The organism is Streptomyces sp. LUP30, from assembly GCF_001746365.1.
GTDB lineage: Bacteria > Actinomycetota > Actinomycetes > Streptomycetales > Streptomycetaceae > Streptomyces.
In genome coordinates, this window is the sequence record NZ_MJAJ01000011.1 from 1 (window position 1) to 23,329 (window position 23,329).

The following is a 23,329-nucleotide window of genomic DNA, read 5'->3' on the forward strand; positions in this document are numbered from 1 at the left end:
ATCCGACGACCAGCAGCGGCACCGCGACCAGGACGGCCGGCGCGATGGCGGGCGCGGCCGCCGTCCACACCCCCAACGGCTTCTTCGCGGCGAGCGGCGGCTACGAGCACGCCGCCTCCCTGGGCCTGGCCGCCGCGGGCCTCGCCGTCGCCGGCCCCGGTCGGCTCTCCCTGGACCACGCCCTCGGCCACACGGTCGACCGCGGCTGGATGGTCCCGGCGGCGCTCGGCGCGACGGCGGCCGTCACGGCGGTGGTCGTGGGCCTGCGCAACCAGCGGCTGCGCAGGCGGGCGGAGGGCGAGCAGGAGTCCCTGTTCGACGAGTGAGCCCCGCCGCCCGCCGGGCCCCCGCGCCCGGTGCGTGACCTGGCAGGCTGTGGCGATGGACACTCCGCCCCAGCAGCCCGCCCCGCGTCCGGTTCCGCAACGCGCGCCACGTCCGGTTCCGCAGCCGCCCCCGGGACCTGGGCCGGCCCCCGTCGGGATGCCCGGTCCCGTCGGGATTCCCGGTCCCGCCGAGGTGCCCGGTCCCGCCGAGGTGCCCGGTCCCGCCGGACCACCCGACCCGACCCGACTTGCGAACCCCTCAGGGCTTCCCGGTCCTGACGGTCCGTGGGCCGGCGCCGACGTCTGGGCCACCGTCGACGCCCTGCGGGTCTGGCTGGACGACAACCGGGCGCACGGCGGCCGCGAAGGGCTGCTGCTGCGCGTGCTGAAGCTGTCCGAGGAGGTCGGCGAGGTCGCCCAGGCGGTCATCGGCGCCACCGGCCAGAACCCCCGCAAGGGCGCAGACCACACCTGGGAGGACGTCCAGGCCGAGCTGTGCGACGTGGTCGTCTCGGCGCTGGTGGCCCTGCGCACCCTGACGCCGGACGCCCCGACGGTCTTCGCGGGGCATCTGGCGCGCGTGGCGGACCGATCCCTGGGGGCCGGGCATCCGGACGGCCGCCCCGCGTGACCCGGCCGAGCGAACGGCCGGCGTGACGGACACGGGGCGGCTCCCGCGCTCACCGGCTGCCGCGGCCCGCGGCCCGCGGCCGTGCGGAACGTTCCCTCGGTTCACGGAACCGTCCGTCCGCCGTCCGCGTGGCTCTGTACGATCACCGCACGCGAAGCGGGGGCGCTGAGGCTGAGGGGGCGGGCATGGTGGACAACGCACGCAGACGCAGAACGACTTGGTCGGTGAGGGCGGCGGCGTCGGCGGCCGGGGCGGCACTGCTGGTGGGCGGTTGCGGCGCCGGGGGCGGCGAAGCGGCCGGACCGAGCCCTTCGGCGTCCGGCCGGTCCGCGACGCCGTCCACGTCCGGCTCCCCCTCCCCACCGGCGTCCACCGAGGCGTCGGGCGGGGCCACGGCGAAGGCGACGCCGTTCAAGGCGGACCCCGCCAAGCTGCCCCGGACGGGGCGACAGGCCGAGGCCCTGGTGCAGGCGGTCGCGCTGCAGCCGCAGGACTGGGGCTCGGGCTTCCGGGCCCAGCGGCCGTCCGCGAGCACCCCCGGCACCGTCGCCGTGCTCGACGCGGAGTGCCGCTGGCAGCGCCGGCCCCTCCCGAGCAGCGTCCTGGCCTCGTCGTCCCGTTACAGCGAGCTGCCGGGCACGGGCGGCGAGGGGACGCTGAAGGTGACCGCAGCGGTCACCGTGCACACCACCGTCCGGGCCGCCGACGAACAGTTGGCCACCACCCTGGAGGAGGCGCTGCGCTGCCGGGAACAGCAGGTCCGCACCGACGAGCGGATCTCCGGACTCGCGTCGGTCGCCACTCCCTACGGCCAGGGCGGCAACACCTACGCCGACGACTCGGTGCTGGAGATCGGTTCCTACCTGACCGGGAACACCCCGCAGTCGTACCGCTGGAACGTCGCCCGGCTCGGCTCGGTGACCGTGGCCGTGTCCGTGATGGGCGCCCAGGGTTACCGGGACGACGAGTTGACGAAGCGCGCGTCGTACGCCCTCACCACCATGCTCAGCCGGATCGAGTCCGAGCTCGGGGGGAAGAACTGATGGAACCGCTGCGTTCGTCCGATCCCGCGCGGATCGCGGACCACCGTCTGCTGGGCCGGCTCGGCGCCGGGGGCATGGGCGTGGTGTACCTGGCACGCACGCCGGGCGGCGCGCTGGTGGCGCTGAAGGTCCTCCTCGCCGAGTACGCCGAGGAACCGGGCTTCAAGGAGCGGTTCCGCCGCGAGGTCGAGACCGCCCGGCGGGTCGACAGTCCCTGGGCGGTGCCGCTGGTGGACGCCGACCCGGACGCCGAGGCGCCGTGGCTGGCGACCGCGTTCGTGCCCGGCCCGTCGCTGGGCGAGGCGGTGGTCGCGCACGGCCCGCTGACAGAACCCGGCGTGCGGCTCCTCGGCGCCCGGCTGGCCGAGGCGCTGGGCGAGGTGCACCGGGCCGGTCTGGTCCACCGGGACCTGAAGCCGGGCAATGTGCTGATCGCCCACGACGGCCCCCGCCTCATCGACTTCGGCATCGCCCGCGCGCCGGAGGACACCGCGCTGACCGCGACCGGGCTGGTCGTCGGCACCCCCGGCTATCTGTCGCCCGAGCAGGCCATGGGCCCCGGCGGCGACGGCATCGGACCGGCGAGCGACGTGTTCTCCCTCGGCTGCGTGCTGGCGTTCGCGGCGACCGGACGGGCGCCGTTCGGCAGGGGGGCGGTCGACGCCCTGCTGTACCGGGCCGTGCACGACCCGGCGGACCTCGACGGGATGCCGCCGCGGCTGCGCGAGGTGGTGGAAGCCTGCCTGGAGAAGGAGCCGGCCCGGCGGCCCGAAGCCGCCGAGCTGGTAAGGCGGTTGGCGGCCGGGGGCGACCCGCGGACCGCGGTGTGGGCCGACGGCGGCCCGCAGCACGCGGCGGCCTCCGGGTGGCTGCCGGAGCCGGTCGCCCGGCTGATCGCCGAGCGGTCGGCCGCCGCGCTCGCGCTGCCGGACATCGAGCACACCCAGGCCCCGTCCGACGCGCTTCCCGAGCCCGGGCCGGCGCAGCCCGGCACGGACGGGACCTCCGGCTCCGGCCGGGCAGCGCCCGGCACGGGCGAGACGTCCGGATCGGGGCGGCCGGAAGCCGACACCCAAGGGACGTCCGGCTCGGAGCGGGCTGAAGCCGACACCCAAGAGACGTCCGGCTCGGAGCGGGCTGAAGCCGACACCCACGAGACGTCCGGCTCGGGGGCGCAGACTCAGGACGCCCACCCGGCCGGCCGGCGCCGTTTCCTCCTCCTCGCGGGCGGGGCCGTCGCGCTGACGGCGGCCGGGGGCGGGGGCTGGTGGGCCGCTGCCCGGGACGACGACACGGGAGGCGACAGTCCGTCCGCCGCCGCGTCTTCACCGCGCCCTGTGCACACCGTCGCGCTGCACGGTGACCTCAGCGGGCCGCAGCGGGACACGGGCAGGGCACAGGAGCGCGGACTGCGGCTGGCCGTCGCGGAGTTCAACGCGCGCGGCGACGCCCCGTTCACCGTCAAGGTCAGGACCGTCGACGACGGCGGCGATCCCGCGGCCTCGGCCCGGCTCGCGGCGGAGCTGACGGACGACCCGGCGGTCCTCGCGGTGGTCGGCCCGACGACCGACGCCACGGCGCAGGCGGCGCTCGCGAAGTACGACTCCGGGTTGCTGCCGGTCGTAGCCGTGTCCCCCGGCGGGATCAGCCTCGTCCTCCAGGGGTTCCGCTCGTTCCTGCTCGGGCGGCTGCCCGACTCGGTGCTCGGCCTGTACCTCAGCAACTACCTTCGCGGGACCGCCCGTTCGCACAAGGTCGGCCTGATCGTCGATCGACCCGCCGGCAACTACGGGACGGATCTCGGCACCGCCCTCAGCACCCAGCTCAGCAACGCGCAACAGCCGCCGGTGCCGGAGGTGGTCAGCGCGATGCGCCGCGACTTCGGCGCCGCGGTGGACGCGGTGCTCTCCGCCCGCGCCGACTCCGTGTTCTTCGCCGGTCTGCCCGACCGGGGCGCGCTGCTCGCCTCCACGTTGCGGGAACGCGCCTTCCGGGGTGCGCGGGTGTCCGGCCCGGCGCTGCTCGACGGCCGTTTCCTGACGCAGGCCCAGGAGGCCGCCGAGGACTGGGTGATGGTGGCCCCCGTCATCGACGCGAGCGGCAAGCCCGAGGCGAGGAAGTTCGCCGCGGCCTACCGCGAGCACTGGAAGGAGGCCCCGCCCCGGTACGCGGCGGAGGCCTACGACGTGACGGGGATGCTGCTGAAGGCCCTGTCCGGGCTCCCGGCGAAGAGCAGGACCCGCAAGAACCTGCTCACGGCCGTTCAGACGGGCAAGTACCAGGGCGTCACCAAGGCGTTCGCCTTCGAGCAGACCGGCCAGATGGCCAAGACCGGTCTGATGGTCATCGACGGCACCGGTGGCTTCCTCTGGCGGGTCGAGCAGGGCGACTTCGTGTACGGCGGCCCCGCGCCGCTCACCATCTGATGGAGCCGCTGCGCTCCGGCGACCCGTCCCGGCTGGGTCGCTACCGTCTGCTGCGGCGGCTGGGCGCCGGCGGCATGGGCGTCGTCTTCCTGGCCCGTGCGCCGGGCGGGGGAATCGCCGCCGTCAAGACGGTCCGTGCCTCGTACGCCGAGGAGCCGGGCTTCCGGGCCCGGTTCCGCCGGGAGGTGGAGGTCGCCCGGCGGGTGGACAGCCCGTGGGTGGTCCCGCTGCTGGACGCGGACGCCGACGCGGAGACGCCGTGGCTGGCGACCGCGTACGTCCCGGGCCCGTCGCTCGCCGAGACGGTGGACGTCTTCGGACCGCTCGCCCCGGCCTCCGTGCGGGTGCTGGGTATGCGGCTGGCCGAGGCGCTCGACGCGGTGCACACGGCGGGTCTCGTGCACCGTGACGTGAAGCCGGGCAACGTCCTGCTGGCCCCGGACGGCCCCCGGCTCATCGACTTCGGCATCGCCCGCGCGCCCGAGGCGACCGCGCTCACCTCCAGCGGCGTGATCGTCGGCTCGCCCGGCTTCCTCTCGCCGGAGCAGGCCCGGGCACGGGGCGGGGAGATCGGCCCGGCGAGCGACGTGTTCTCGCTGGCCTGCGTGCTGGCGTTCGCCGCGACCGGTGTGCGGCCCTTCGGCGGCGGCGGGGCGGCCGGCATGCTGCTGCGCACGGTCTACGAGGAGCCGGACCCCGCCGCGATCCCGGACGAGCAGGCCACGCTGCTGAGAGCCTGTCTGCACAAGGACCCGGGCCGCCGCCCCACCCTCGCCCGTCTCCGCGCGACCCTCGAGGAGCAATCAGAGGGGGCAGAGGGGCCGGAGGGGGCACAGGGGGCTGCGGGAGGAGCCGGAGGGACAGGCGGGACCGGAAGGGCGGGAGGCGCGGGTGGCGCCGGAGGAGGGAGAGGAGGGAGAGGAGGGGGACGGGGAGGTGATCCGGCCGAGCCGACGGGCTGGCTGCCCGCGTCGGTCACCCGCCTGATCAACGACCGGTCCGCCGCCGTGCTCGCCATCGGCGCCATCGAGCCGACCCAGGTGTCCGCGCGGGCGAACCCGGCTTCCGCCGCCTCCCCCACGCCCCTGGTGTCGCCGGAAGCCGCGACGATGACGGCCGTCACGGCTTCCCCTCCCGTCACGCCCACCGTGCTCGGCCTGCGCCGCCGCAGCTTCCTGCGCCTCGGCTCCACGGCCGGGGTCCTGGCGGCGGGCGGCGGGGCGTGGTGGTGGAGCACCCGCCCCGGAACGGCGACGTCTCCGCCGTCCTCGACGGGACCGCGCCCCGAACTCGTCGTGGCGTTCCACGGCGACCTGACCGGCCCCGGCAGGGAGAACGGCAACACCCAGCTCAACGGCGCCCGGCTGGCCGTCGAACAGGTCAACGGCCGGAGCGGCCGCCCCTTCCGCGTGAAGCTGCTCCCGTACGACGACGGCGGCGCCCCGGCCCGGGCGGCCGGCCTGGCCCGGCAGCTCACGAAGAACCCGGCAGTCCTGGCGGTCCTGGGGCCCACCACCGACGCGTGCTTCCTCAGCTCCGAGGCCGCGTACAACCAGGCGGCGATGCCGGTGGTGTCGGTCTCGGTGGGCGTCGACACCCTGACCGATTCGCTCGGCCTCAACGTGTTCCACTCGCACGCGGCGCTGCACGTCAAGGACGACCTCTTCGCCGCCCCCTGCGTCCGCTATCTCAGCAACCACGCCGACGCGCGCAAGGTGTTCCTGGTGGACGACCGGGCGCAGGGCGACCTCGCCTGGACGCTGTGCGACCAGACCCAGCGCGGACTGCGCCAGGCCGGCCGGGACTCCACGCTGACCAGCGTCCCCGCCGGGAAGTTCGACCCCACGGCGCTGGCCGCGGCGGTGCTGGCCGCGGGCGCGGACGCCGTCCTGTGCACGGGTGACGCGCCACGGACCGCCGGACTGGCGTCCGCCCTGCACGCCGCCGGATTCACCGGGACCCGCATGGCGACGGAACGCGCCTTCGGCCCCGCGTTCCTCACCGGCGCCGGCGCGGCCGCGACCGGCTGGGTCTTCGCAACGTCCTTCGTCGACCCCGGGGTCCGCCCCTCCGCCCGGGCCTTCGCCGCCGCCTATCGCAGCCGGTTCGGCGCCGCTCCCGGCTGGTACGCGGCGGAGGCCTACGACGCCGTGATGTTCCTGGCGGAGGCCTGCGCACAGGACGGCACCGCGCTGAGAGAGCGCGGCGCGATCGCCCGCAGACTCCGCGAGGTCTCCCACACCGGGATCACCCGCACCGTCAGGTACGTGCAGAGCTACGGCTTCAATCACGACGCGATGTTCGACTACCAGGTCACCGACGGCAGGTTCCGCTACCTCGGGCAGTACCTGGAGGCCGCGGTCTCGTGAGAGCGAGTCCGTCGGCCCGTGACTCCGTCGACCGGCGGGGCAGCGGGCAGCGACCGGCGGGGCAGCGGGCAGCGGGGAACGACGGGGCGAATCCGGCGGTCGGCCCCTGGCGCGGCGATGTCACTCCGCGTCGGCGACGACCGATCCGACGCGCTCGGCGAGGCCCGGGTCGCGCCGGACCAGGAGGGCCGCATAGCAGACGGCCGCCAGCAGGGCCGCCAGCGCCGCGTACGGGAACCAGCTGTACGGGGCGGGCTGTCCGGGCTTGGCGAGGTAGTACAGCGGGATGAGAACGGCGAGGGCGCCGACCGCGGGCAGCACCACGTGCCGCACTATCCGGAACTCCTGCGGACGGTACCTGCGGTAGTACAGCGGCAGCGCGATGTTGGACGCGAGGTAGACCAGCAGGATCAGGATGGCGCCCAGGCTCGACGACTCGGCGAAGAACACCACCGGGTTCATCGGACCGCCGTCCTCCCCGAGCACATGCCCCGCACCCCAGCCGACGATGATCAGCAGCGCGGTCGCGGCGAAGGTGACGATCGCGTTGTTCGGCGTGCGGCGCGTGGGGTGCACATAGCCGAAGAAGGACGGCAGCAGCCCCTCGCGTCCGGCGTTGAACACCAGCCTGGCCTGCGAGTTGATGCCCGCGATCAGCACGCCGAGCGTGGAGGTCAGCCCGCCGACGTAGGCGAGGACGGCGAGTGCCCCGAGGGTGTGCTGGGCGACGTCGACGAAGGGGATCCGGGAGGCGCCGAGCCGCTGCACGTCGTAGCCGAAGCCGGTGACCGTGGCGTAGGAGAAGAGGATGTAGCTCACCGTCATGATCGCGACGGAGGAGAACACGGCGCGGCCGACGTTGCGCCGCGGGTTCTCCGTCTCCTCGGCCAGCGCGGCCGAGTTCTCCCAGCCGATGAACAGGTAGACCGCCAGCGGGAAGCCCGCCGCGAGGCCCTTGACGCCGTGGGTGAGGTGGGAGGGCAGGAACGGGGCCGCGGAGAGGTCGCCGCGGTGCTCGACGAGCGCCGCGACCGACACCACGACCAGCACGAGCATCTCGACGCCGAAGAAGTAACCGGCCCACTTGGTGGACACGCCGATCCCGCGCAGCATCAGCACCACCGACAGGCCGGTCAGCAGCACCGTCCAGATGATCCAGGGCAGATCGACGCCGGTGTAGTGGTTCAGGGTGATCTGCATGAACCCGCCGGAGATCGCGATGACGGAGGCCATCGCGATGATGTAGCCGAGTCCGGCGAGCAGAGCCGTGGTGACGGCGCTGACCGGCCCGAAGGTCTTGCCGACGAAGGTGGTGAAGCTGCCCGCCGAGGGGTGCGCCCGGGAGAACTCGGCCAGTGTGTTGCCGAACAGCGCGACCGCGGCGCCCGCCGCGACGATGGTCAGCGGGGAGGCGACGCCCGCGGTGGTGGCGAGGAACGCGAAGCCGAAGAAGAAGCTCATGGCGGGGCCGACGTTGGCCATCGTGGCGGCGGCGATGTCCGCCATGCCGAGCACGCCGCCGCGCAGCCGCTGAGGCGTGCCGCCGGCGCGACCCGACGTCGGCGAGGGTCCGACGGGTCCGTGGTGAGGCATGGCGACAGCTCCTTCGAAGAGGTCAGCGCGGTTCGGCGTGCTGGTGCGCCTTCACCGCTCGGACCGCAGGGTCCATCGCGCCGCGGGCGAGTTCGTCGAGCAGGTCGGCGTGGCAGCGGTTGCGGGCCCGCACCTGCGCGGGTGCCGGCGCGGGCCCCAGCAGGCACTGCCGGCCGAGCAGGTCGGCGGCGAACTCCCGGATCCCGGCGCCGCCGAGCGCCTGGGCGAGGTCGAGGTGGAAGCGCGTCTCCAGTTCGAGCAGCTGCGCCGGGTCGTCGGTCAGCTCCATCTCCTCGACCAGCGCCCGCAGCCCGTCGAGCGGACTGTCGAGCAGACCCCCGTGCGGGCCGCCGGGGAGTTCGCCGGGGAGTTCCCCGCCGAGTTCGCCGGCGGCGTGTGCGACGAGCCCGCACTCGAGCAGCAGGTGGAACGCGTCCAGTGCGGCCGCCTCCTCCGCGTCGTACATCACGGCGACGACGGCGTCCCAGTCCGTCGCGACGAAGGTGCCGCCCGCCCGGCCGCGACGGCGGTCGAGCAGGCCGTCCTGGCACATGGCCTCCAGCGCCCGGCGCACGGTGATCTCACTGATCCCGAGCTCCTCGGCGAGGACGCCCGCGTCCGGCAGCCGGTCACCCGGCGACACCGAGCCCAGACGCACCCGCAGGGCGATCCGGGACCGGACGAGCTCCGCTCCCGTGGGGCCCCGGCCGGCCAGCACGCGAGTGTCCCAGCCGGTGTAGGGGCCGAACTTGCCCGCTGCATTCACCACGGCGCCACCTTAACGGCCTGGCGAACGGGGTCACGGTGTGGTCCACAGAGGGCTCCCGGAAACGTGGGGGTCCGCGCAGCACGAAAAATAGAGCAAGGTGAACACTTAAACAAGTCTTGTTCTTTTGGATCGTACTGAACTAATTTCCAGACACCCCTGGTCCGCACTCCCCTCCATGGATGTCGACATGACCACAACCGTCCCCAGAACCCCTCCCTCCGAGCCCGGCAGGTCCAGCGAACCCGGCGAGTCCGGCGAGTCCGGCGGCCTGCAGGCCGGACTCAAGAACCGTCACCTGTCGATGATCGCGATCGGCGGAGTCATCGGCGCCGGCCTGTTCGTCGGCTCCGGCTCCGGCATCGCCGCCGCGGGCCCCGGCATCCTCGTCTCCTACGCGCTCGTCGGCGTCCTCGTCGTCCTCGTGATGCGCATGCTCGGCGAGATGGCCGCGGCCAACCCGACCTCCGGTTCGTTCTCCGCCTACGCCGACCGCGCGCTCGGCCGCTGGGCGGGCTTCACCATCGGCTGGCTGTACTGGTTCTTCTGGGTCGTGGTGCTCGCCGTGGAGGCGACCGCCGGGGCCAAGATCCTGGCCGGCTGGATCCCGGCGGTGCCCCAATGGGGCTGGGCCCTGATCGTCATGATCGTCCTGACAGCCACCAACCTCGCCTCGGTCAGCTCCTACGGCGAGTTCGAGTTCTGGTTCGCCGGCATCAAGGTCGTCGCCATCGCCGCGTTCATCGTGCTCGGCGGCCTCGCGATCTTCGGACTGCTCCCCGGCTCCGACCACCCGGCGAGCGGATTCTCCAACCTCACCGCGCACGGCGGCTTCCTGCCGCACGGCCCCGGCGCCATCCTCACCGGCGTCCTGATGGTCGTCTTCTCCTTCATGGGCAGCGAGATCGTCACCCTCGCGGCAGGCGAGACCGCCGACCCGCGCGCCGCCGTCACCAAGGCCACCAACAGCGTGATCTGGCGGATCGCGGTGTTCTACCTGGGCTCGATCCTGATCGTGGTGTCGCTGCTGCGCTGGGACGACCCGGCGATCCTCAAGGACGGCTCGTACGTCGCCGCCCTGAGCTCCATCGGCATCCCGCACGCGGCCCAGATCATGAACACCATCGTGCTGACCTCGGTGCTGTCCTGCCTCAACTCCGGCCTGTACACGGCCTCGCGCATGGCCTTCTCGCTCGGCCGCCGCAACGACGCCCCGGCCGCCTTCGGGAAGACCAGCGGCCGCGGCGTCCCGCGCTCGGCCATCCTCGCCTCGGTGGTCTTCGGCTTCGTCGCGGTCGCCTTCAACTACCTCTGGCCCGACACGGTCTTCCAGTTCCTGCTCAACTCCTCCGGCGCGATCGCCCTGTTCGTGTGGTTGGTGATCTGCTTCTCCCAGCTGCGGATGCGCAGGATCATCGAACGCGAGTCCCCGGAGAAGCTGGTCGTCCGCATGTGGCTCTACCCCTACCTGACCTGGGCGACCATCGCCCTGATCACCTTCGTCCTGGGCTACATGCTCACCGACACGGCCGACGGCGGCGGCCGCGACCAGGTGGTCCTGTCCACGGCGGTGGCCATCGCGGTGGTGGTCTTCGCGCTGGTCCGCCAACGCCTCACCGACAGGAACAAGGCACAGGCGACGCCCGAGCCGGCTCCCCTGTCCTGACGGTCACCGGCGACAGCCGGGAGGACCGGCGCCGGCCTCGGCGCCGGTCCTCCCGGCATCCGACCTCCGCCGAGGCGTCTCCACCTCGAAGAGGACGACGAACAGCCCGGCGTGCCGACCTCGCGCGGCCCGACGGCGAGCCCCCGCAGGAGCCCGAGGGAACGGGATTGACAGCGGGGGCGCCGGTTCGTGAGGGTGGCCTCCGCGCGAACACGAGGTGGCCTCTCCCGGTCACCGATGCCTAGGTACACCGCGTCCCGGGGCGTGTCGCCGACGACGCCCCCCGGAACCGGTTGGAGCCTGACGCATGGACGACCCGACCCAGGACCCTCGCTTCCTGCGCGACCCCTATCCCACCTACGCGGCCATGCGCTCCGCGTGCCCCGTGCAGGCCGTTCCCACCGGCTCGGGCGGACACGGCAGCTACCTGATCACCGGATACGCGGAGGCCCGGCAAGCCCTCAGCGACCCCCGGCTCTCGAAGAACACGGCCGCCTTCTTCGCCGACAAGGAGTCGCGGCGCCGCCTGCACCCCGCCGTCGCGCACACCATGCTGGCGAGCGATCCGCCCCGGCACACCCGCCTGCGCAAGCTCGTGACCAACGCCTTCACGACGGGCGCCGTCGCCGGGTTGCGACCGTTCATCGCCCGGGTGACCGACACGCTGCTGGACGAGTGGCCCGTCGACGAGCAGGTCGACTTCGTCGCCGGCCTGGCGGTGCCCCTCCCGATCATCGTGATCTGCGAACTGCTGGGGGTCCCTGAGGTCGACCGGTCCGAGGTGCGGCGCTGGTCCGCCGAGTTGTTCAGCGCCGGGAAGCCCGACGTGATCGACACCGCCTCGCACGCCTTGGCCGACTACATGACCGACCTCATCACCGCCAAACGTCTGCGGCCCGGAAACTCGCTCCTCGACCGCCTCATCGCAGCGCGCGACGGCAACGACCACCTCAGCGAGGAGGAACTGGTCTCCCTGGCCGTGCTGCTGCTCGTCGCCGGACACGAGACCACGACCAACTTCCTCGGCAACGCCGCCCTGGCGCTCCTCCGGCATCCGGCCGAGCTGGAGCGTCTGCGCAACAACCCGGAGGACATCCCTTCCTCACTGGACGAGTTGCTTCGCTTCGACTCGCCCGTCAGCACGGCAACCTTTCGCTTCACCACGGAAGCCGTCACGCTCGGGGGCACCGACCTCCCCGCCGGCGCCCCTGTGCTGGTCGCTCTTGGAGCCGCCAATCGAGACCCGAAGCGATTCCCCTCACCGGACCGGCTCGACCTGGACCGCGAAGCCGCCGGCCACCTCGGCTTCGGCCACGGCATCCACCGCTGCGTCGGCGCTCCCCTCGCCAAGACGGAGGCGGGCATCGCCCTGACCGCAGTCCTGTCCCGCTTCCCCGGGATCCGGCTCGCCGTATCGCCCGATCAACTCGAATGGCGCCGCACCCGCCTGATGCGCGGCCTGGCCGCACTGCCCGTACTGATCTAGTCAACTCTGTCCGAGGGACGCCCGAGGAGCATCTCGCCGCCTGCCGCGGCAGGCCCCCGGTGGACCGGAAAGGGCCTCCGACGCAGGTCGGAGGCCCTTTGCAGGCAAAGCCGCAGGTGGCGGCAGACGAGTCGGGCTGTACGCCGGGTTCTGTCGCCCGGCTGCCTCGCGGCGGCCGGGGAGACGGCCATCCATCTAGGGCCGGCGTTGCCGCCGGCCTCGTGCGGTCTACCCGCGGACTCGGGCGGGCAGCCCTCGAACGTCCGCGCAGAGCACGTTTTACCGTGCTCCTTTTGACCTTGCTCCGGGTGGGGTTTACCTAGCTGCCCAGGTCGCCCTGGGCACTGGTGGTCTCTTACACCACCGTTTCACCCTTACCGGGGGCCGGAGCCCTCGGCGGTCTGTTTTCTGTGGCACTGTCCCGCGGGTCACCCCGGGTGGCCGTTAGCCATCACCCTGCCCTGTGGAGCCCGGACGTTCCTCGGGAAGTCCCGTGAGGGACTCCACGCGGCCGTCCGCCCGGCTCGTCTGCCGTGTCGACCATGTTACCGGGCGGGAGTCGCGCTTCGGTCCCGCCGCCGTCGCGAGGACCGAGCCCGCGAGGATCAGGGTGAAGGCGGCCACGATCGTCGCCGTCAGGGGCTCGTCCAGGAACAGGGCGCCCGCTGCGACCGCCACGGCCGGGTTGACGTAGGTGATGACCGTGGCGCGGGTCGGGCCGGCCTCCTTGATCAGCTCCATGAAGGCGACGAAGGCGACTGCCGTGCAGATGACGCCCAGTCCCGCGAGGGCCAGCAGGACGGTGGCGGCGGGGATCGCCGCGGGGCGGGTGGCGACGGCGGCCGGTGCGTAGACCAGAGCCGCCAGTGCCAGACAGGGGGTCGTCAGGTGGAGGGAGGGGACGTTCTTGAGGTGGCGGGCGGCTATCAGGGGCGCGGTCGCGTAGCCGACGACCGTCAGCAGGACCTCGGCCAGGGAACGGGCGTCGCCGCCGGTGAGATGCGGGACGGTGAGAACCGCGACGCCGGTCAGGCCCAGAGCGAGGCCCGCGACCCGGCGGGCGCCCAGCCGCTCCGTGTCGCCGAAGAACCGGGCCAGCGCGACTCCCACGATGGGGACGCCCGCGATCAGCAGCCCGGCGGTGGAGCTCGACAGGTGCCGTTCCGCGTCGGTGAGGGTGAACCAGGGACCGATGATCTCGATGACCGCGAAGGCCAGCATGGGCTTCCAGTGCGTCCTCACGGTGGTGGTCAGGCCGCGTTGGCGCAGGGCGAAGGGGAGCAGCAGGGCCGCGCCCAGGGAGCACCGGGTGAAGACGACCACGGACGGGGAGAGGCCGTCCTGGCCGTCCACCGCCACTTTGATCAGGAGGTAGGGGATCCCCCACACCACTCCCATCAGGGAGAACAGGAACCAGCCGCGAGCAGTCATGGGAGGAGTCTCGGCCGGTTCCGGTCAGGTGTCTTGAACGCTGTTGCGGTATGCCGCCGGGGTCACGCCCAGGACGCGGCGGAACCAGCGGGTGAGGTGGGCCTGGTCCGCGAAGCCGACCCGGGAGGCGACTTCGGCGGGACGCAGACCGCACTCCAGGAGCGCCCTGGCCCGGGTCACCCGGTACTGGGCGAGCCAGGCGTACGGCGGGATCCCGGTCGTCGTGCGGAAGGCGCGCAGGAGTTGGTAGCGGGACAGGCCCAGCTCGGCGGCGAGGTCGGCCAGCGAGGGCGGGGCGAGCAGTTCGTCGGCCAGGCGGGTGCGGACGGCGTGGGTGATGTGCTCGGCGCCGGGGATCGTGTCGCACACCGGGCGGGCCGTGGAGTGGCGTCGGGCCAGGGCCGTCAGGAGCCAGGGCAGCCGCGACTCGGCCTCGAGCGGGTCGGGGCGGACGGTCAGTTCCGTGTGGGCGCGGCGCAGGGCGGCGGCGAGCTCGGGGTCGTCCAGGAGGGGCTCCCGGAAGTGCGGTATGCCGCCGACAGTGCCCTCGGTGAGCAGGCGGGGGGCCGCGTACAGGGCGCGGTAGGCGTAGCCGCCGCTGTCGTCGCCCGGGCCGCCGGTGTGGGTCTCGCCGGGGTCGAGGACGACGATGGAGCCGGGACCGGTGCGGATGTGGCCGCCGCGGTAGGCGATGATCTCCGCCCCGTCCACGCACACTCCGACGGTGAACTCCTCGTGCGTGTGCGGTGCGTAGACGTGCCGCTGGAAGCGGGCGGTGAGCAGGTCGAGCGGCGGCCCGCAGCGGCCGAGTCTGGCTCTGGTCCACAACGCCTGTTCACGGCTCATGCGCCACCCCCGGTCGTCCTCTACGCGTGTTCTGTGGGTGCAACGCGTTCGGAGGCCGGTTCCATGCCGGGTCGGGGCGCCGGTCGGCCCGGTGCGGCGTCGGCCGGGGGACGCCCGAACACCTCCTCCAGCGCGTCGAAGGCTGCCGCCATCCGCGCCCTGTGACCTTCGGCCACGTCGGCCGCGGCCTCCCCCTCGAGCAGACGGCGGGCGGACGCGACGAAGACCGAGCGGTACGCGGCAACGGCCAGGGCGGCGGCCAGGCGGGGGTCGGGGAGCTCCGGGGCCGTCTCCGTGAAGGCGTCGGCGAGGGCCTCCTCCACTTCCTCGACCCCTTCGCGGGCGCGGGCCCGCAGCGCGGGCGAGTCGAGGACGATCCGCCAGAAGTAGCGGAAGTCGTCGGCGATGCCGCCCAGCGGGTGGCCCTGGTCGAGGAGTCGCAGCGCGAGGGCCCGCAGGGCCGCGATCGGGCTCTCGCCGGGGTCGCGGCGCCGTACCGCCTCCGTGAACATCTCGACGGCCTGGGGGATGCGGTCGAGGAAGAGGTCTTCTTTGCGCGGGAAGTAGTTGAAGACGGTCATGGTGGAGACCTCCGCCGCCCGGGCGACCTCCGCGACCGTCACCTCGTCGAAGCCGTGCGCCACGAACAGGCCGGTCGCCACGTCCGAGATCCGCTGCCGTGTGGCCTGCTTCTTCCGCTCCCGAAGGGAGGGTTCCGCTTCCCTTTGCTCCACCATGAGGAAAAACTATAGCTGCCACAATTTTTTAGTGACTACAGTTAAGTGCATGACGGACACGGAGTACGACGTGGTGGTGGCCGGCGCCGGACCGGTCGGGCTGATGCTGGCGTGCGAGCTGGCCCTCGGCGGGGCCCGGACGCTGGTCGTCGAGCGGCTGACCGAGGTGGACGAGACGGTCAAGGCGGGCGCGATCAACGTCCCCACCGCGGTCGCCCTCTACCGACGCGGGCTGCTCCCGGCCCTCACGCGGGTACAGGAAGCGGCGATGAAGCGGTTCGCGGAGTTCCGGCGGGCGCAGGCCGGGGCGACGGGAGCGGGGCCAGGGGCCGAGGGGGCGGCTCCGGCCGGGGCGGGGGCGGGGGTGGCTGAAGCGCCTGCTCCCGCTGCCGCTCCCGCTCCCGCTCCCGCTCCCCGGATCGTGCCGCCGCCGCGGTTCGCCGGCCACTTCGCCGGGATCATGCTCCACGCGGACCGGTTGGACGACTCGGACCCGGCCTTCGCGGCCCTCGGCCCTGTCGACGGCGTCGGCCTGATCCCGCAGGCCGCCCTGGAGCGGCTGCTCGGCGAGCGGGCCCGGGAGCTGGGCGTGGAGGTGCGCCGGGGGGTCGAGCTGACCGGCTTCGAGGCCGACGACGACGGCGTCACCGTACGTCTCGCGCCCGGGCCGGAGGTGCGCGCGGGCTGGCTCGTCGGATGCGACGGCGGTCGCAGCACCGTACGCAAGCTCGCCGGGTTCGACTTCCCCGGCACTCCCCCGGAGATCACCGGCTACCAGGCGCTCGCCGACCTGACCGGCACCGAGGTGCTGCCGAGCGGCTGGCAGACGACCGCCGTCGGGACGTACGCGCACGGTCCGATGCCCGGCCGGATCCTCACCGTGGAGTTCGACGGGCCGCCCGCCGACCGCGAGTCGCCCGTCACCGCGGCGGAGTTGCAGGCCAGCGTGCGCCGGGTGACCGGCGTGGACGTGACGGTGGACAAGGTGCACTCACTGACCCGGTTCACCGACAACTGCCGTCAGGCGAGCACCTATCGCGCGGGCCGCGTGCTGCTCGCCGGCGACGCGGCGCACGTGCACTCGCCGTTCGGCGGACAGGGACTGAACCTCGGCATCGGGGACGCCGTGAACCTCGGCTGGAAGCTCGCGGCGACGGTGCGCGGCCAGGCTCCCCGGGGGCTGCTCGACTCCTACACCCGCGAACGGCATCCCGTCGGCGCCTGGGTGCTGGAGTGGACGCGGGCCCAGATCGCGTTGATGCGCCCCGAGTCGCACGCGCGCGCCCTGCGCGAGGTGGTGACCGCCATGACGGAGACGGTCGACGGCACGACCTACCTGGTCAAGCAGATCTCCGGCGTCTGGCAGCGCTACGACCTGCCCGGCGACCACCCGCTCGTCGGCCGCAGCGCCCCCGACCTGAAGTTCTCCGACGGCACCCGGCTCGCCGACCGTCTGCACGAGGGACGAGCCCTGCTGCTCGACCTGGCCGACGACCCCAAGCTGCGCGCCCGCACGGAGGGGTACGACGACCGGGTGGACGTCCACACGCCGACCGCCTGCGACCACGCCGGTCTCACGGCGCTGCTCGTGCGGCCGGACGGATTCGTCGCCTGGGCCGCGGACACGGAGCACGTCCCGCAGGACACCCTGGAGGCGGCCCTGGAGCGGTGGTTCGGCCCGCCCGCCGCCTGACCGTCCGGCTCAGGCAGGCGGAACGGGGGCCTCCGGCGGCACGCCGTACGCTGTGGCTGCTGAGCTCGATGTGAGGAGATGTCCCGTGCTGGTCCTGCTGCCGCCCTCCGAAGGCAAGGCGTCCTCCGGACGCGGCGCCCCGCTCAAGCCGGAGGCCCTCTCCCTGCCGGGGCTCGGCGCCGCCCGCGAGGCGGTTCTCGAAGAGCTGGTCGAGCTGTGCGCGGCCGACGAGGACAAGGCGCGCGAGGTGCTGGGGCTGAGCGAGGGACTGCGCGGCGAGGTCGCGAAGAACACGGAGCTGCGCACGGCGGGCGCGCGCCCGGCCGGGGAGATCTACACGGGCGTCCTGTACGACGCCCTCGGCCTGGCCTCCCTGGACGCGGCGGCGAAGCGGCGCGCGGCCAGGTCGCTGCTCGTCTTCTCGGGGCTGTGGGGCGCGGTGCGGGTGACGGACCGGATCCCTTCCTACCGGTGCTCCATGGGCGTGAGGCTGCCGGGCCTCGGGGCGCTGGGCGCGCACTGGCGTGCGCCGATGGCGTCCGTGCTGCCCGAAGTCGCCGGGGGCGGACTGGTGCTGGATCTGCGGTCGGCGGCGTATGCGGCGGCTTGGAAGCCGAAGGGCGAGGTCGCGGCGCGGACGGCCGGGGTGCGGGTGCTGCACGCGCCGACCCGCAAGGTCGTCAGCCACTTCAACAAGGCCACGAAGGGGCGGATCGTGCGCAGCCTGCTGACGGCGGGAATCGCGCCCAAGGGCCCGGCGGAGCTGGTGGAGGCGCTGCGGGATCTCGGCTACACGGTCGAGGAGCACGCGCCGGCCCGGGCAGGAACCGCGTGGGCACTGGACGTGCTGGTGGACGAGGTCCACTGAAGCTCGGCAGGACCCCACACACACCGGTCGGACTGCTTCGGATCCGGCTCCGGCCCGCTCCCCGTTCCCTCCCCCCTCCAGCCCTCATCGCTCCAGTCCTCCAACCTCCGGCCCTCCAACCTCCGGCCCTCCAACCTCCAGTCCTCCGGCTTGGCCGTCCTCCAGCTTGGCCGTCCTCCGGACATCCAGTCCATCAACTGTTCCAGCCGTTGCAACATATGCAACGACCTTTGCACGGGCTGCAAGGCGACGGCAGGATGAGGCGCATGACCTCATCCCTGCCCGCGTCCTCGGCTGCCTCGGTGCTGGACCTCGCGCCCGCTCCCGTGGTGCCCGTGGTGGTCGTCGAGGACGCCGCCGACGCCGTGCCGCTGGCGCGGGCGCTGGTGGCGGGCGGGCTGCCCGCGATCGAGGTGACGTTGCGGACGCCGGCCGCGCTCGACGCGATCCGGGAGATCTCCGGGGCGGTGCCGGAGGCGGTCGTGGGGGCGGGGACGGTGATCTCGCCGGAGCAGGTGACGGCGTGCGCGGCGGCGGGCGCGCGGTTCCTGGTGAGCCCCGGCTGGACGGACGTCCTGCTGACGGCGATGTGCGCCTGCGGGCTCCCCTTCCTGCCCGGGGTGTCGACCACGTCGGAGGTGGTCGCCCTGCTGGAACGGGGCGTGCGGGACATGAAGTTCTTCCCGGCGCAGGCGGCGGGCGGCACCGCCTATCTGCGCTCGCTCGCCGGACCCCTCCCGCAGGCCCGGTTCTGCCCGACGGGCGGCATCGGGCCGGACAACGCGCCGGAGTACCTCGCCCTGCCCAACGTCTGCTGTGTGGGCGGGAGTTGGATGGTCCCGCGGGAGGCGGTCAGGGCGCGTGACTGGCCCCGGATCGAGGGGCTCGCCCGGACCGCCTCCCGCCTCACCGCAGGTGGGACGTGTCGTTGAACAGGCGGACGCTGGCGTTGCCGTCCGCGAAATAGGCCACTGCCGACAGCGAGGCCGCCGAGAGCTCCATGCGGAACAGGGATTCGGGCGGGGCGCCGAGGGCGAGCCGTACGAACGTCTTGATCGGCGTCACATGGGTGACCAGCAGAACCGTGCGGCCCGCGTACGCCGCGGCCAGTCTGTCGCGGGCTGCCGCGATGCGGACGGCGGTGGCCGCGAAGCTCTCGCCGCCGCCGGTCGGCTCGGCCTCCGGGTCGGCCAGCCAGGCGTTCAGGTCGTCGGGGTAACGTTCGCGGACCTCGCCGAAGGTGAGTCCCTCCCACGCGCCGAAGTCCGTCTCGATCAGTCCGTCGTCGACGGTGACCTCCAGCCCGAGGCGGGCCGCGACCGCGCCGGCGGTCTCCCGCGTACGGGCCAGCGGGGAGGCGAGGATGTGCTGCACCGTGCCGCGCCGGGCGAGCGCGGCGGCGACCCGCTCGGCCTGCTCCCTGCCCACGTCCGAGAGGGACGGATCGGTGCCGCCGCTGCCGGAGAACCGCTTCTGCGGGGTGAGCGGCGTCTCGCCGTGCCGCAGGAGGACGAAGGTCGCGGGCGCCCCGAGGTCGGGGGCCGTGCCCCAGCCGACGGTGGGGGCGGCGACGGTCCGGGCGGCGCGCACGTCGGCGGCGGCGGAGTCCTGGGGCGGTGCGGTGGACGACGGGCGGGTCCGGGACAGCGCCTCCCGGGCCTTCGCCGCGCCCGCGACGGCGTCGCCGGGCGGTCCGGACGGCTCGGGAGCGCGCGAGGCAGCGGCGGCCGCGCCGGCGTCGAGCGCCGCCCTCGACGCCCCGGCGTCCCACTGCTCGCCCCGCTTGCCCGCGTCCATCGCCTCGTTGGCCAGCCGGTCGGCGTGCTTGTTCTGCTCGCGCGGGATCCACTCGTAGGCGACCTGCCCGGCCGGCAGCACCCGGGCCGCCTCGGCGGCGAGCGGCTTCATGTCGGGGTGCTTGATCTTCCAGCGGCCCGACATCTGCTCGACGACCAGCTTGGAGTCCATCCGCACGCGCACCTTCGCCGAGGGATCGAGCTCGCGGGCCGCCCGCAGCCCCGCCACCAGCCCGCGGTACTCGGCCACGTTGTTGGTGGCGACGCCGATGTACTCGGCGCGCTCGGCGAGCGTCTCCCCCGTCGCCGCGTCGATCACCACGCTGCCGTAGCCCGCGGGCCCCGGGTTGCCCCGTGACCCGCCGTCCGCCTCGACGATGAACTCCCGCACGGAACAAGCCTCTCAGCGGCGTGGCTACAGACCGGACTCGGACGTGCGCACCAGGATGCGGCGGCAGTTCTCGCACCGGACGACGGTGGTGGGCGCGGCCGAACGGATCTCGTTGATGTCGGTGATCGCCAGCTCCTGGCGGCAGCCCTGGCAGGTGCGCTGGAGCAGCTTCGCCGCGCCGATGCCGCCCTGCTGCTCGCGCAGCTTGTCGTAGAGCTTGAGCAGCTCGGCGGGGACGGACCCGGCGATGACCTCGCGCTCCTTCGTCACCGTGGCCGCCTCGCCGTCGAGCTCCTCGAAGGCCGCGTCCCGGCGCGCGGTGGCGTCGTCGATCTTCCCCTGCACGGAGCCGACCCGCTCGGTCAGCTGGGCGACCCGCTCCTGGGCGCTCTCGCGGCGCTCCATGACCTCCAGGACGACGTCCTCCAGGGCCCCCTGCCGCTTGGCGAGGGAGACGATCTCCTTCTGGAGGTTCTCCAGGTCCTTGGGGGAGGTGACGGCCCCGGAGTCGAGCCGCTGCTGGTCGCGGACGGCGCGCTGGCGCACCTGGTCGACGTCCTGCTCGGCCTTGGTCTGCTCGCGGGCGGTGTCGCCCTCCTCGGTCTGCGCGGCGACGAGGAGGTCGCGCAGCTGCGTGAGGTCCTTGCTCAGCGACTCGATCTCGGCGTGCTCGGGCAGGGACCTGCGCTTGTGCGCGAGCTGCTGCAGACGGACGTCGAGGGCCTGGACGTCGAGGAGTCGGATCTGGTCGGCGGGCTCGGCGTTCAGTTGGGGGCTCCCATTGAGCTAGAGGTGATGTCGGACGCCGCGTGGGCGGTCCAGGGGTCGGTGACCGTGCGGGAGACATGGACCCTGAGGTCCCATCCCCGGCGGTCGGAGATCTCGTCGAGCTGGGATGCGGCCAGCTCGCACCAGGGCCACTCGGTGGCCCAGTGCGCCGCGTCGAGCAGCGCGAGAGGACTGTGGGCGCCGGCCGCGACGAACTCCGACGCCGGGTGGTGGCGCAGGTCCGCCGTGAGGAAGGCGTCGACGCCGGCTGCGCGGACCTGCTCGAAGAGGCTGTCCCCGGAGCCGCCGCTGACGGCCACCCTCCGTACGAGCGCCTCCGGGTCCCCGGCCACCCGGATGCCCTGCGCGGTGGCGGGCAGCCGCTCGGCGGCGCGGGCGGCGAGTTCGCGGACGGTGATCGGGTGGTCGAGTTCGCAGACCCGCCCGAGACCGCGCCGCCCCTCGGCGTCGCTCGGATCCGGCACCAGGGGGCCGACGACCCGAAGGTCGAGGGCGCCGGCGAGGGCGTCGCTGACGCCGGGGTCGGCGGTGTCGGCGTTGGTGTGGGCGACGTGCAGGGCGATGTCGTTCTTGATGAGGGTGTGCACGACACGGCCCTTGAAGGTGGAGGCCGCGACGGTCGTCGTCCCCCGCAGATACAGCGGGTGGTGGGTGACGAGCAGGTCGGCGCCGAGCTTCACGGCCTCCTCGACGATCTCCTGGACGGGGTCGACCGCGAACAGAACCCGGGAGACCTCCTGCCCGGGATCGCCCACGACCGTACCGACCGCGTCCCAGGACTCGGCCCGTTCGGCGGGCCACAGGTTCTCCAGCGCGGCGATGACTTCAGACAGACGGGGCACGAGCAAAAGGCTACCCGCCCCCTCTGCACGCCAGTACCGCCCGTACCGCCCCGCTCAGGAGAACGGGCCCTCCGACGGCCGCCGACGCTCCGCACCCGGCCCGCCCGACGCTCCGCACCCCGCCTACGCTCCGCACCCCGCCCACCCCGCCTACGCGCCGGGCCCCGCCCACCCCGCCCGGCCGACGCGCCGGAAACCGGTCACGGCGGACGGCCGACGCGCCGGAAACCGGTCACGGCGGACGGCCGCAGGCGGGTTATGGGGGGGGCGGTAGGACGGCTGGGCCATGCACACGCGTTCCCCGGACCTCAGGCGAATCGCTTCTGCGCCACTCCTTCGAGGGAAGAAGGCTGCTCGTAGGTCCCACGCCCGCGCGTGCGAAAACTAGCTTCGTCGCCGGAGGTGACACCACGATGCCGATGCCGACGCCGACGCCGATGCCGATGCCGGACTGCGCGATCGAGCCCGCCGCAGCGGTCGCCGACAGCCCCGAGCCCGCACCGCACGGAGACTGTGTGATCACGGCGAACGGCGCCTACGCCGCACGCCTCGCCCGGGACGGCGACTCCTGGTTCCCTGAGCGGTGGACCCTGGACGGCCCCGAGCCCTACGCCGTGCCGCTGCCGGGCAACCAGCCGGAGGAGCCCGGCACCGAGGTGCACCCGATGGCCGACGGCCGGGTCCTCATCCGGCGCTTCGCCGACGGACGGCACGCCTTCGCCCTGCTGTACCCCACCGGCCCCGGCACGGGCGAGCTGCCGCTGGGCGCCGTCGAGTGCCCCGACGAGAGCGCCCGGCTGCGCCTGCTCCCGCCGGCCCCCTGCGGCGAACGCGCCTACGCCCTGGCCGTCGGCCGCTTCACGACGGCCGTCTGGCTGGTCGCGGGCGGCTCCTTCGGGCCCGAGCACCTAGCCGAGATCCCCGGCCGGTGCTCCGGCGGCGTCTGGCTGGACCGCACGGGCCGCATGCTCGCGCTGGACCGGGAGGTCGCCGGCCGGACCAAGACCGTCGTCGTGGACCTGGAGCGCGGGGGCGAAGTATCCCCCCTGCTGCAGATCGCCGCCGACAGCGACGACCGGCTGCTGCTCGCCGACCCCGACAGCGGCCTGCTCCTCATCGCCTCGGACGCCCCCTCCCCGGGAGAGACCCGGCTGGGCTGGGGGGTCCTCGGCAGCACGCTGCCGGTCCGCTTCCCGGAGAGCCTGCGGCTGCCCGACCTCGTGCTCACCCCCTTCGCGATCCAGCCGGGCCAGATGCTCCTGCCCGAGGCCTGCGCGGTGGCGCTCCGCATCGACGGCCCCTTCGGCGCCTGGGTCGGGGTATGGCGGCCCGCCGAACGCCGGCTGCATCAACTCGCCGCCCCGGAGGGGTGGTTGGCGGGCAGCGGACTGTGGACGCCGGACGGCGTGCTGCGTCTGCCGTACGCCACCGGGGCCGAACCCTGCGGCGTGGCGCCGCTGACCGCGCCGGTCGCGCCCCCGACCGAAGCCGGTGACGACGGCGAGCCCGGGCCCTCGGAGGAAGCCCCGGAGCCGGTGGCGCCGGCGCCCTGCGCACCCCGTCCGATCCCCCTCCAACAGGCCCCGCTGGGCGGCCTTGTAACGAAGTAGCTGCGGTTGGCGTGGCCGCC

The 23,329-nt window shown here is 73.7% G+C and carries 17 protein-coding genes, 1 other RNA gene and 2 pseudogenes; 11 read left to right on the top strand and 9 right to left on the bottom strand.

Annotation, left to right across the window (positions count from 1 at the left end; all coding sequences use genetic code 11):
* The 5 genes and pseudogenes from BG482_RS11915 to BG482_RS43875 all read left to right on the top strand — a co-directional run.
* Positions 1–326 (top strand): annotated as a pseudogene (locus tag BG482_RS11915) (RpiR family transcriptional regulator); the annotation flags it as partial.
* 322 nt (positions 327–648) lie between these two features.
* A complete protein-coding gene (locus BG482_RS11920) occupies positions 649–957 on the top strand; it encodes a MazG-like family protein (protein WP_069769071.1) in 309 nt (102 codons plus the stop codon).
* A gap of 185 nt (positions 958–1,142) precedes the next feature.
* Positions 1,143–2,000: a hypothetical protein gene (locus BG482_RS11925; protein ID WP_079141753.1), complete on the top strand. Its 858-nt coding sequence runs from the start codon at positions 1,143–1,145 to the stop codon at positions 1,998–2,000.
* Positions 2,000–4,426: a bifunctional serine/threonine-protein kinase/ABC transporter substrate-binding protein gene (locus tag BG482_RS11930; RefSeq protein WP_069768949.1), complete on the top strand. Its 2,427-nt coding sequence runs from the start codon at positions 2,000–2,002 to the stop codon at positions 4,424–4,426. Before BG482_RS11925 ends, BG482_RS11930 begins: the two co-directional genes overlap by 1 nt.
* A complete protein-coding gene (locus BG482_RS43875; RefSeq protein WP_069768950.1) occupies positions 4,426–6,795 on the top strand; it encodes a bifunctional serine/threonine-protein kinase/ABC transporter substrate-binding protein in 2,370 nt (789 codons plus the stop codon). Before BG482_RS11930 ends, BG482_RS43875 begins: the two co-directional genes overlap by 1 nt.
* Positions 6,796–6,915: 120 nt before the next feature.
* Here BG482_RS43875 and BG482_RS11940 read toward each other — a convergent pair whose 3' ends face one another.
* Together BG482_RS11940 and BG482_RS11945 are read right to left on the bottom strand one after the other, a co-directional pair.
* Positions 6,916–8,388, bottom strand: a complete 1,473-nt coding sequence (locus BG482_RS11940) for an APC family permease (RefSeq protein WP_069768951.1) — start codon at positions 8,386–8,388, stop codon at positions 6,916–6,918.
* 22 nt (positions 8,389–8,410) lie between these two features.
* Positions 8,411–9,157: a FadR/GntR family transcriptional regulator gene (locus BG482_RS11945; RefSeq protein ID WP_069768952.1), complete on the bottom strand. Its 747-nt coding sequence runs from the start codon at positions 9,155–9,157 to the stop codon at positions 8,411–8,413.
* A 187-nt stretch (positions 9,158–9,344) separates the two neighbouring features.
* Here BG482_RS11945 and BG482_RS11950 point away from each other — a divergent pair, with 187 nt between their 5' ends.
* Positions 9,345–10,820, top strand: coding sequence for an amino acid permease (locus BG482_RS11950; RefSeq protein WP_069768953.1), 1,476 nt, complete (start codon positions 9,345–9,347; stop codon positions 10,818–10,820).
* Positions 10,821–11,127: 307 nt separating this feature from the next.
* Positions 11,128–12,306 (top strand): cytochrome P450, encoded by a 1,179-nt coding sequence (locus BG482_RS11955; RefSeq protein WP_069768954.1) that lies wholly within the window; start codon positions 11,128–11,130, stop codon positions 12,304–12,306.
* Positions 12,307–12,429: 123 nt separating this feature from the next.
* Here BG482_RS11955 and rnpB read toward each other — a convergent pair.
* The 4 genes and pseudogenes from rnpB to BG482_RS11975 all read right to left on the bottom strand — a co-directional run bounded on the left by rnpB (position 12,430) and on the right by BG482_RS11975 (position 15,320).
* Positions 12,430–12,833, bottom strand: an RNA gene (gene rnpB / locus BG482_RS11960) — RNase P RNA component class A.
* 67 nt (positions 12,834–12,900) lie between these two features.
* Positions 12,901–13,737: pseudogene (locus BG482_RS46105) on the bottom strand (DMT family transporter); the annotation flags it as partial.
* 24 nt (positions 13,738–13,761) lie between these two features.
* Positions 13,762–14,583 carry an AraC family transcriptional regulator gene (locus BG482_RS11970; protein WP_069768956.1) on the bottom strand — a complete coding sequence of 274 codons (822 nt, stop codon included), beginning with the start codon at positions 14,581–14,583 and terminating at the stop codon, positions 13,762–13,764.
* Between the two features lie 20 nt (positions 14,584–14,603).
* The gene (locus BG482_RS11975; protein ID WP_079141755.1) at positions 14,604–15,320 is read right to left on the bottom strand and encodes a TetR/AcrR family transcriptional regulator; all 717 of its coding nucleotides are present in this window, start codon (positions 15,318–15,320) and stop codon (positions 14,604–14,606) included.
* Positions 15,321–15,369: 49 nt separating this feature from the next.
* On the opposite strand from BG482_RS11975, the gene BG482_RS11980 reads away from it, so the two are divergent.
* From BG482_RS11980 to eda, 3 genes are all read left to right on the top strand, one after another.
* Entirely contained in the window at positions 15,370–17,013 is a 1,644-nt protein-coding gene (locus BG482_RS11980; protein ID WP_069768957.1) for an FAD-dependent oxidoreductase, read from the top strand.
* Positions 17,014–17,098: 85 nt separating this feature from the next.
* Positions 17,099–17,881, top strand: a complete 783-nt coding sequence (yaaA, locus tag BG482_RS11985) for a peroxide stress protein YaaA (protein WP_069768958.1) — start codon at positions 17,099–17,101, stop codon at positions 17,879–17,881.
* Between the two features lie 266 nt (positions 17,882–18,147).
* Positions 18,148–18,813, top strand: a complete 666-nt coding sequence (gene eda, locus BG482_RS11990) for a bifunctional 4-hydroxy-2-oxoglutarate aldolase/2-dehydro-3-deoxy-phosphogluconate aldolase (protein ID WP_069768959.1) — start codon at positions 18,148–18,150, stop codon at positions 18,811–18,813.
* Here eda and BG482_RS11995 read toward each other — a convergent pair.
* Genes BG482_RS11995 through BG482_RS12005 form a run of 3 tightly spaced genes read right to left on the bottom strand, consistent with a single transcriptional unit; the run spans position 18,788 to position 21,699 of the window.
* Positions 18,788–20,068, bottom strand: a complete 1,281-nt coding sequence (locus BG482_RS11995) for a bifunctional RNase H/acid phosphatase (protein ID WP_069768960.1) — start codon at positions 20,066–20,068, stop codon at positions 18,788–18,790. The two genes, eda and BG482_RS11995, sit on opposite strands and share 26 nt — an antisense overlap.
* A gap of 24 nt (positions 20,069–20,092) precedes the next feature.
* Positions 20,093–20,836 (bottom strand): C4-type zinc ribbon domain-containing protein, encoded by a 744-nt coding sequence (locus BG482_RS12000; RefSeq protein WP_079141756.1) that lies wholly within the window; start codon positions 20,834–20,836, stop codon positions 20,093–20,095.
* Positions 20,833–21,699 (bottom strand): Nif3-like dinuclear metal center hexameric protein, encoded by an 867-nt coding sequence (locus tag BG482_RS12005; protein WP_069769073.1) that lies wholly within the window; start codon positions 21,697–21,699, stop codon positions 20,833–20,835. The genes BG482_RS12000 and BG482_RS12005 overlap by 4 nt, the downstream gene beginning before the upstream one ends.
* Before the next feature lie 443 nt (positions 21,700–22,142).
* Here BG482_RS12005 and BG482_RS12010 point away from each other — a divergent pair, with 443 nt between their 5' ends.
* The gene (locus BG482_RS12010) at positions 22,143–23,309 is read left to right on the top strand and encodes a hypothetical protein (protein ID WP_069769074.1); all 1,167 of its coding nucleotides are present in this window, start codon (positions 22,143–22,145) and stop codon (positions 23,307–23,309) included.
* The last annotated feature ends 20 nt before the right edge of the window (positions 23,310–23,329 follow it).

What these genes read in the sequence shown, in the direction of transcription:
- BG482_RS11950 (WP_069768953.1), top strand. Translation starts at nt 9,345, where the DNA reads ATGACCACAACCGTCCCCAGAACCCCTCCCTCCGAGCCCGGCAGGTCC.
- BG482_RS11925 (WP_079141753.1), top strand. Translation starts at nt 1,143, where the DNA reads ATGGTGGACAACGCACGCAGACGCAGAACGACTTGGTCGGTGAGGGCG.
- BG482_RS11940 (WP_069768951.1), bottom strand. Translation starts at nt 8,388, where the DNA reads ATGCCTCACCACGGACCCGTCGGACCCTCGCCGACGTCGGGTCGCGCC.
- BG482_RS11975 (WP_079141755.1), bottom strand. Translation starts at nt 15,320, where the DNA reads ATGGTGGAGCAAAGGGAAGCGGAACCCTCCCTTCGGGAGCGGAAGAAG.
- eda (WP_069768959.1), top strand. Translation starts at nt 18,148, where the DNA reads ATGACCTCATCCCTGCCCGCGTCCTCGGCTGCCTCGGTGCTGGACCTC.
- BG482_RS12010 (WP_069769074.1), top strand. Translation starts at nt 22,143, where the DNA reads ATGCCGGACTGCGCGATCGAGCCCGCCGCAGCGGTCGCCGACAGCCCC.
- BG482_RS11930 (WP_069768949.1), top strand. Translation starts at nt 2,000, where the DNA reads ATGGAACCGCTGCGTTCGTCCGATCCCGCGCGGATCGCGGACCACCGT.
- BG482_RS43875 (WP_069768950.1), top strand. Translation starts at nt 4,426, where the DNA reads ATGGAGCCGCTGCGCTCCGGCGACCCGTCCCGGCTGGGTCGCTACCGT.
- BG482_RS11980 (WP_069768957.1), top strand. Translation starts at nt 15,370, where the DNA reads ATGACGGACACGGAGTACGACGTGGTGGTGGCCGGCGCCGGACCGGTC.
- BG482_RS11955 (WP_069768954.1), top strand. Translation starts at nt 11,128, where the DNA reads ATGGACGACCCGACCCAGGACCCTCGCTTCCTGCGCGACCCCTATCCC.
- BG482_RS11970 (WP_069768956.1), bottom strand. Translation starts at nt 14,583, where the DNA reads ATGAGCCGTGAACAGGCGTTGTGGACCAGAGCCAGACTCGGCCGCTGC.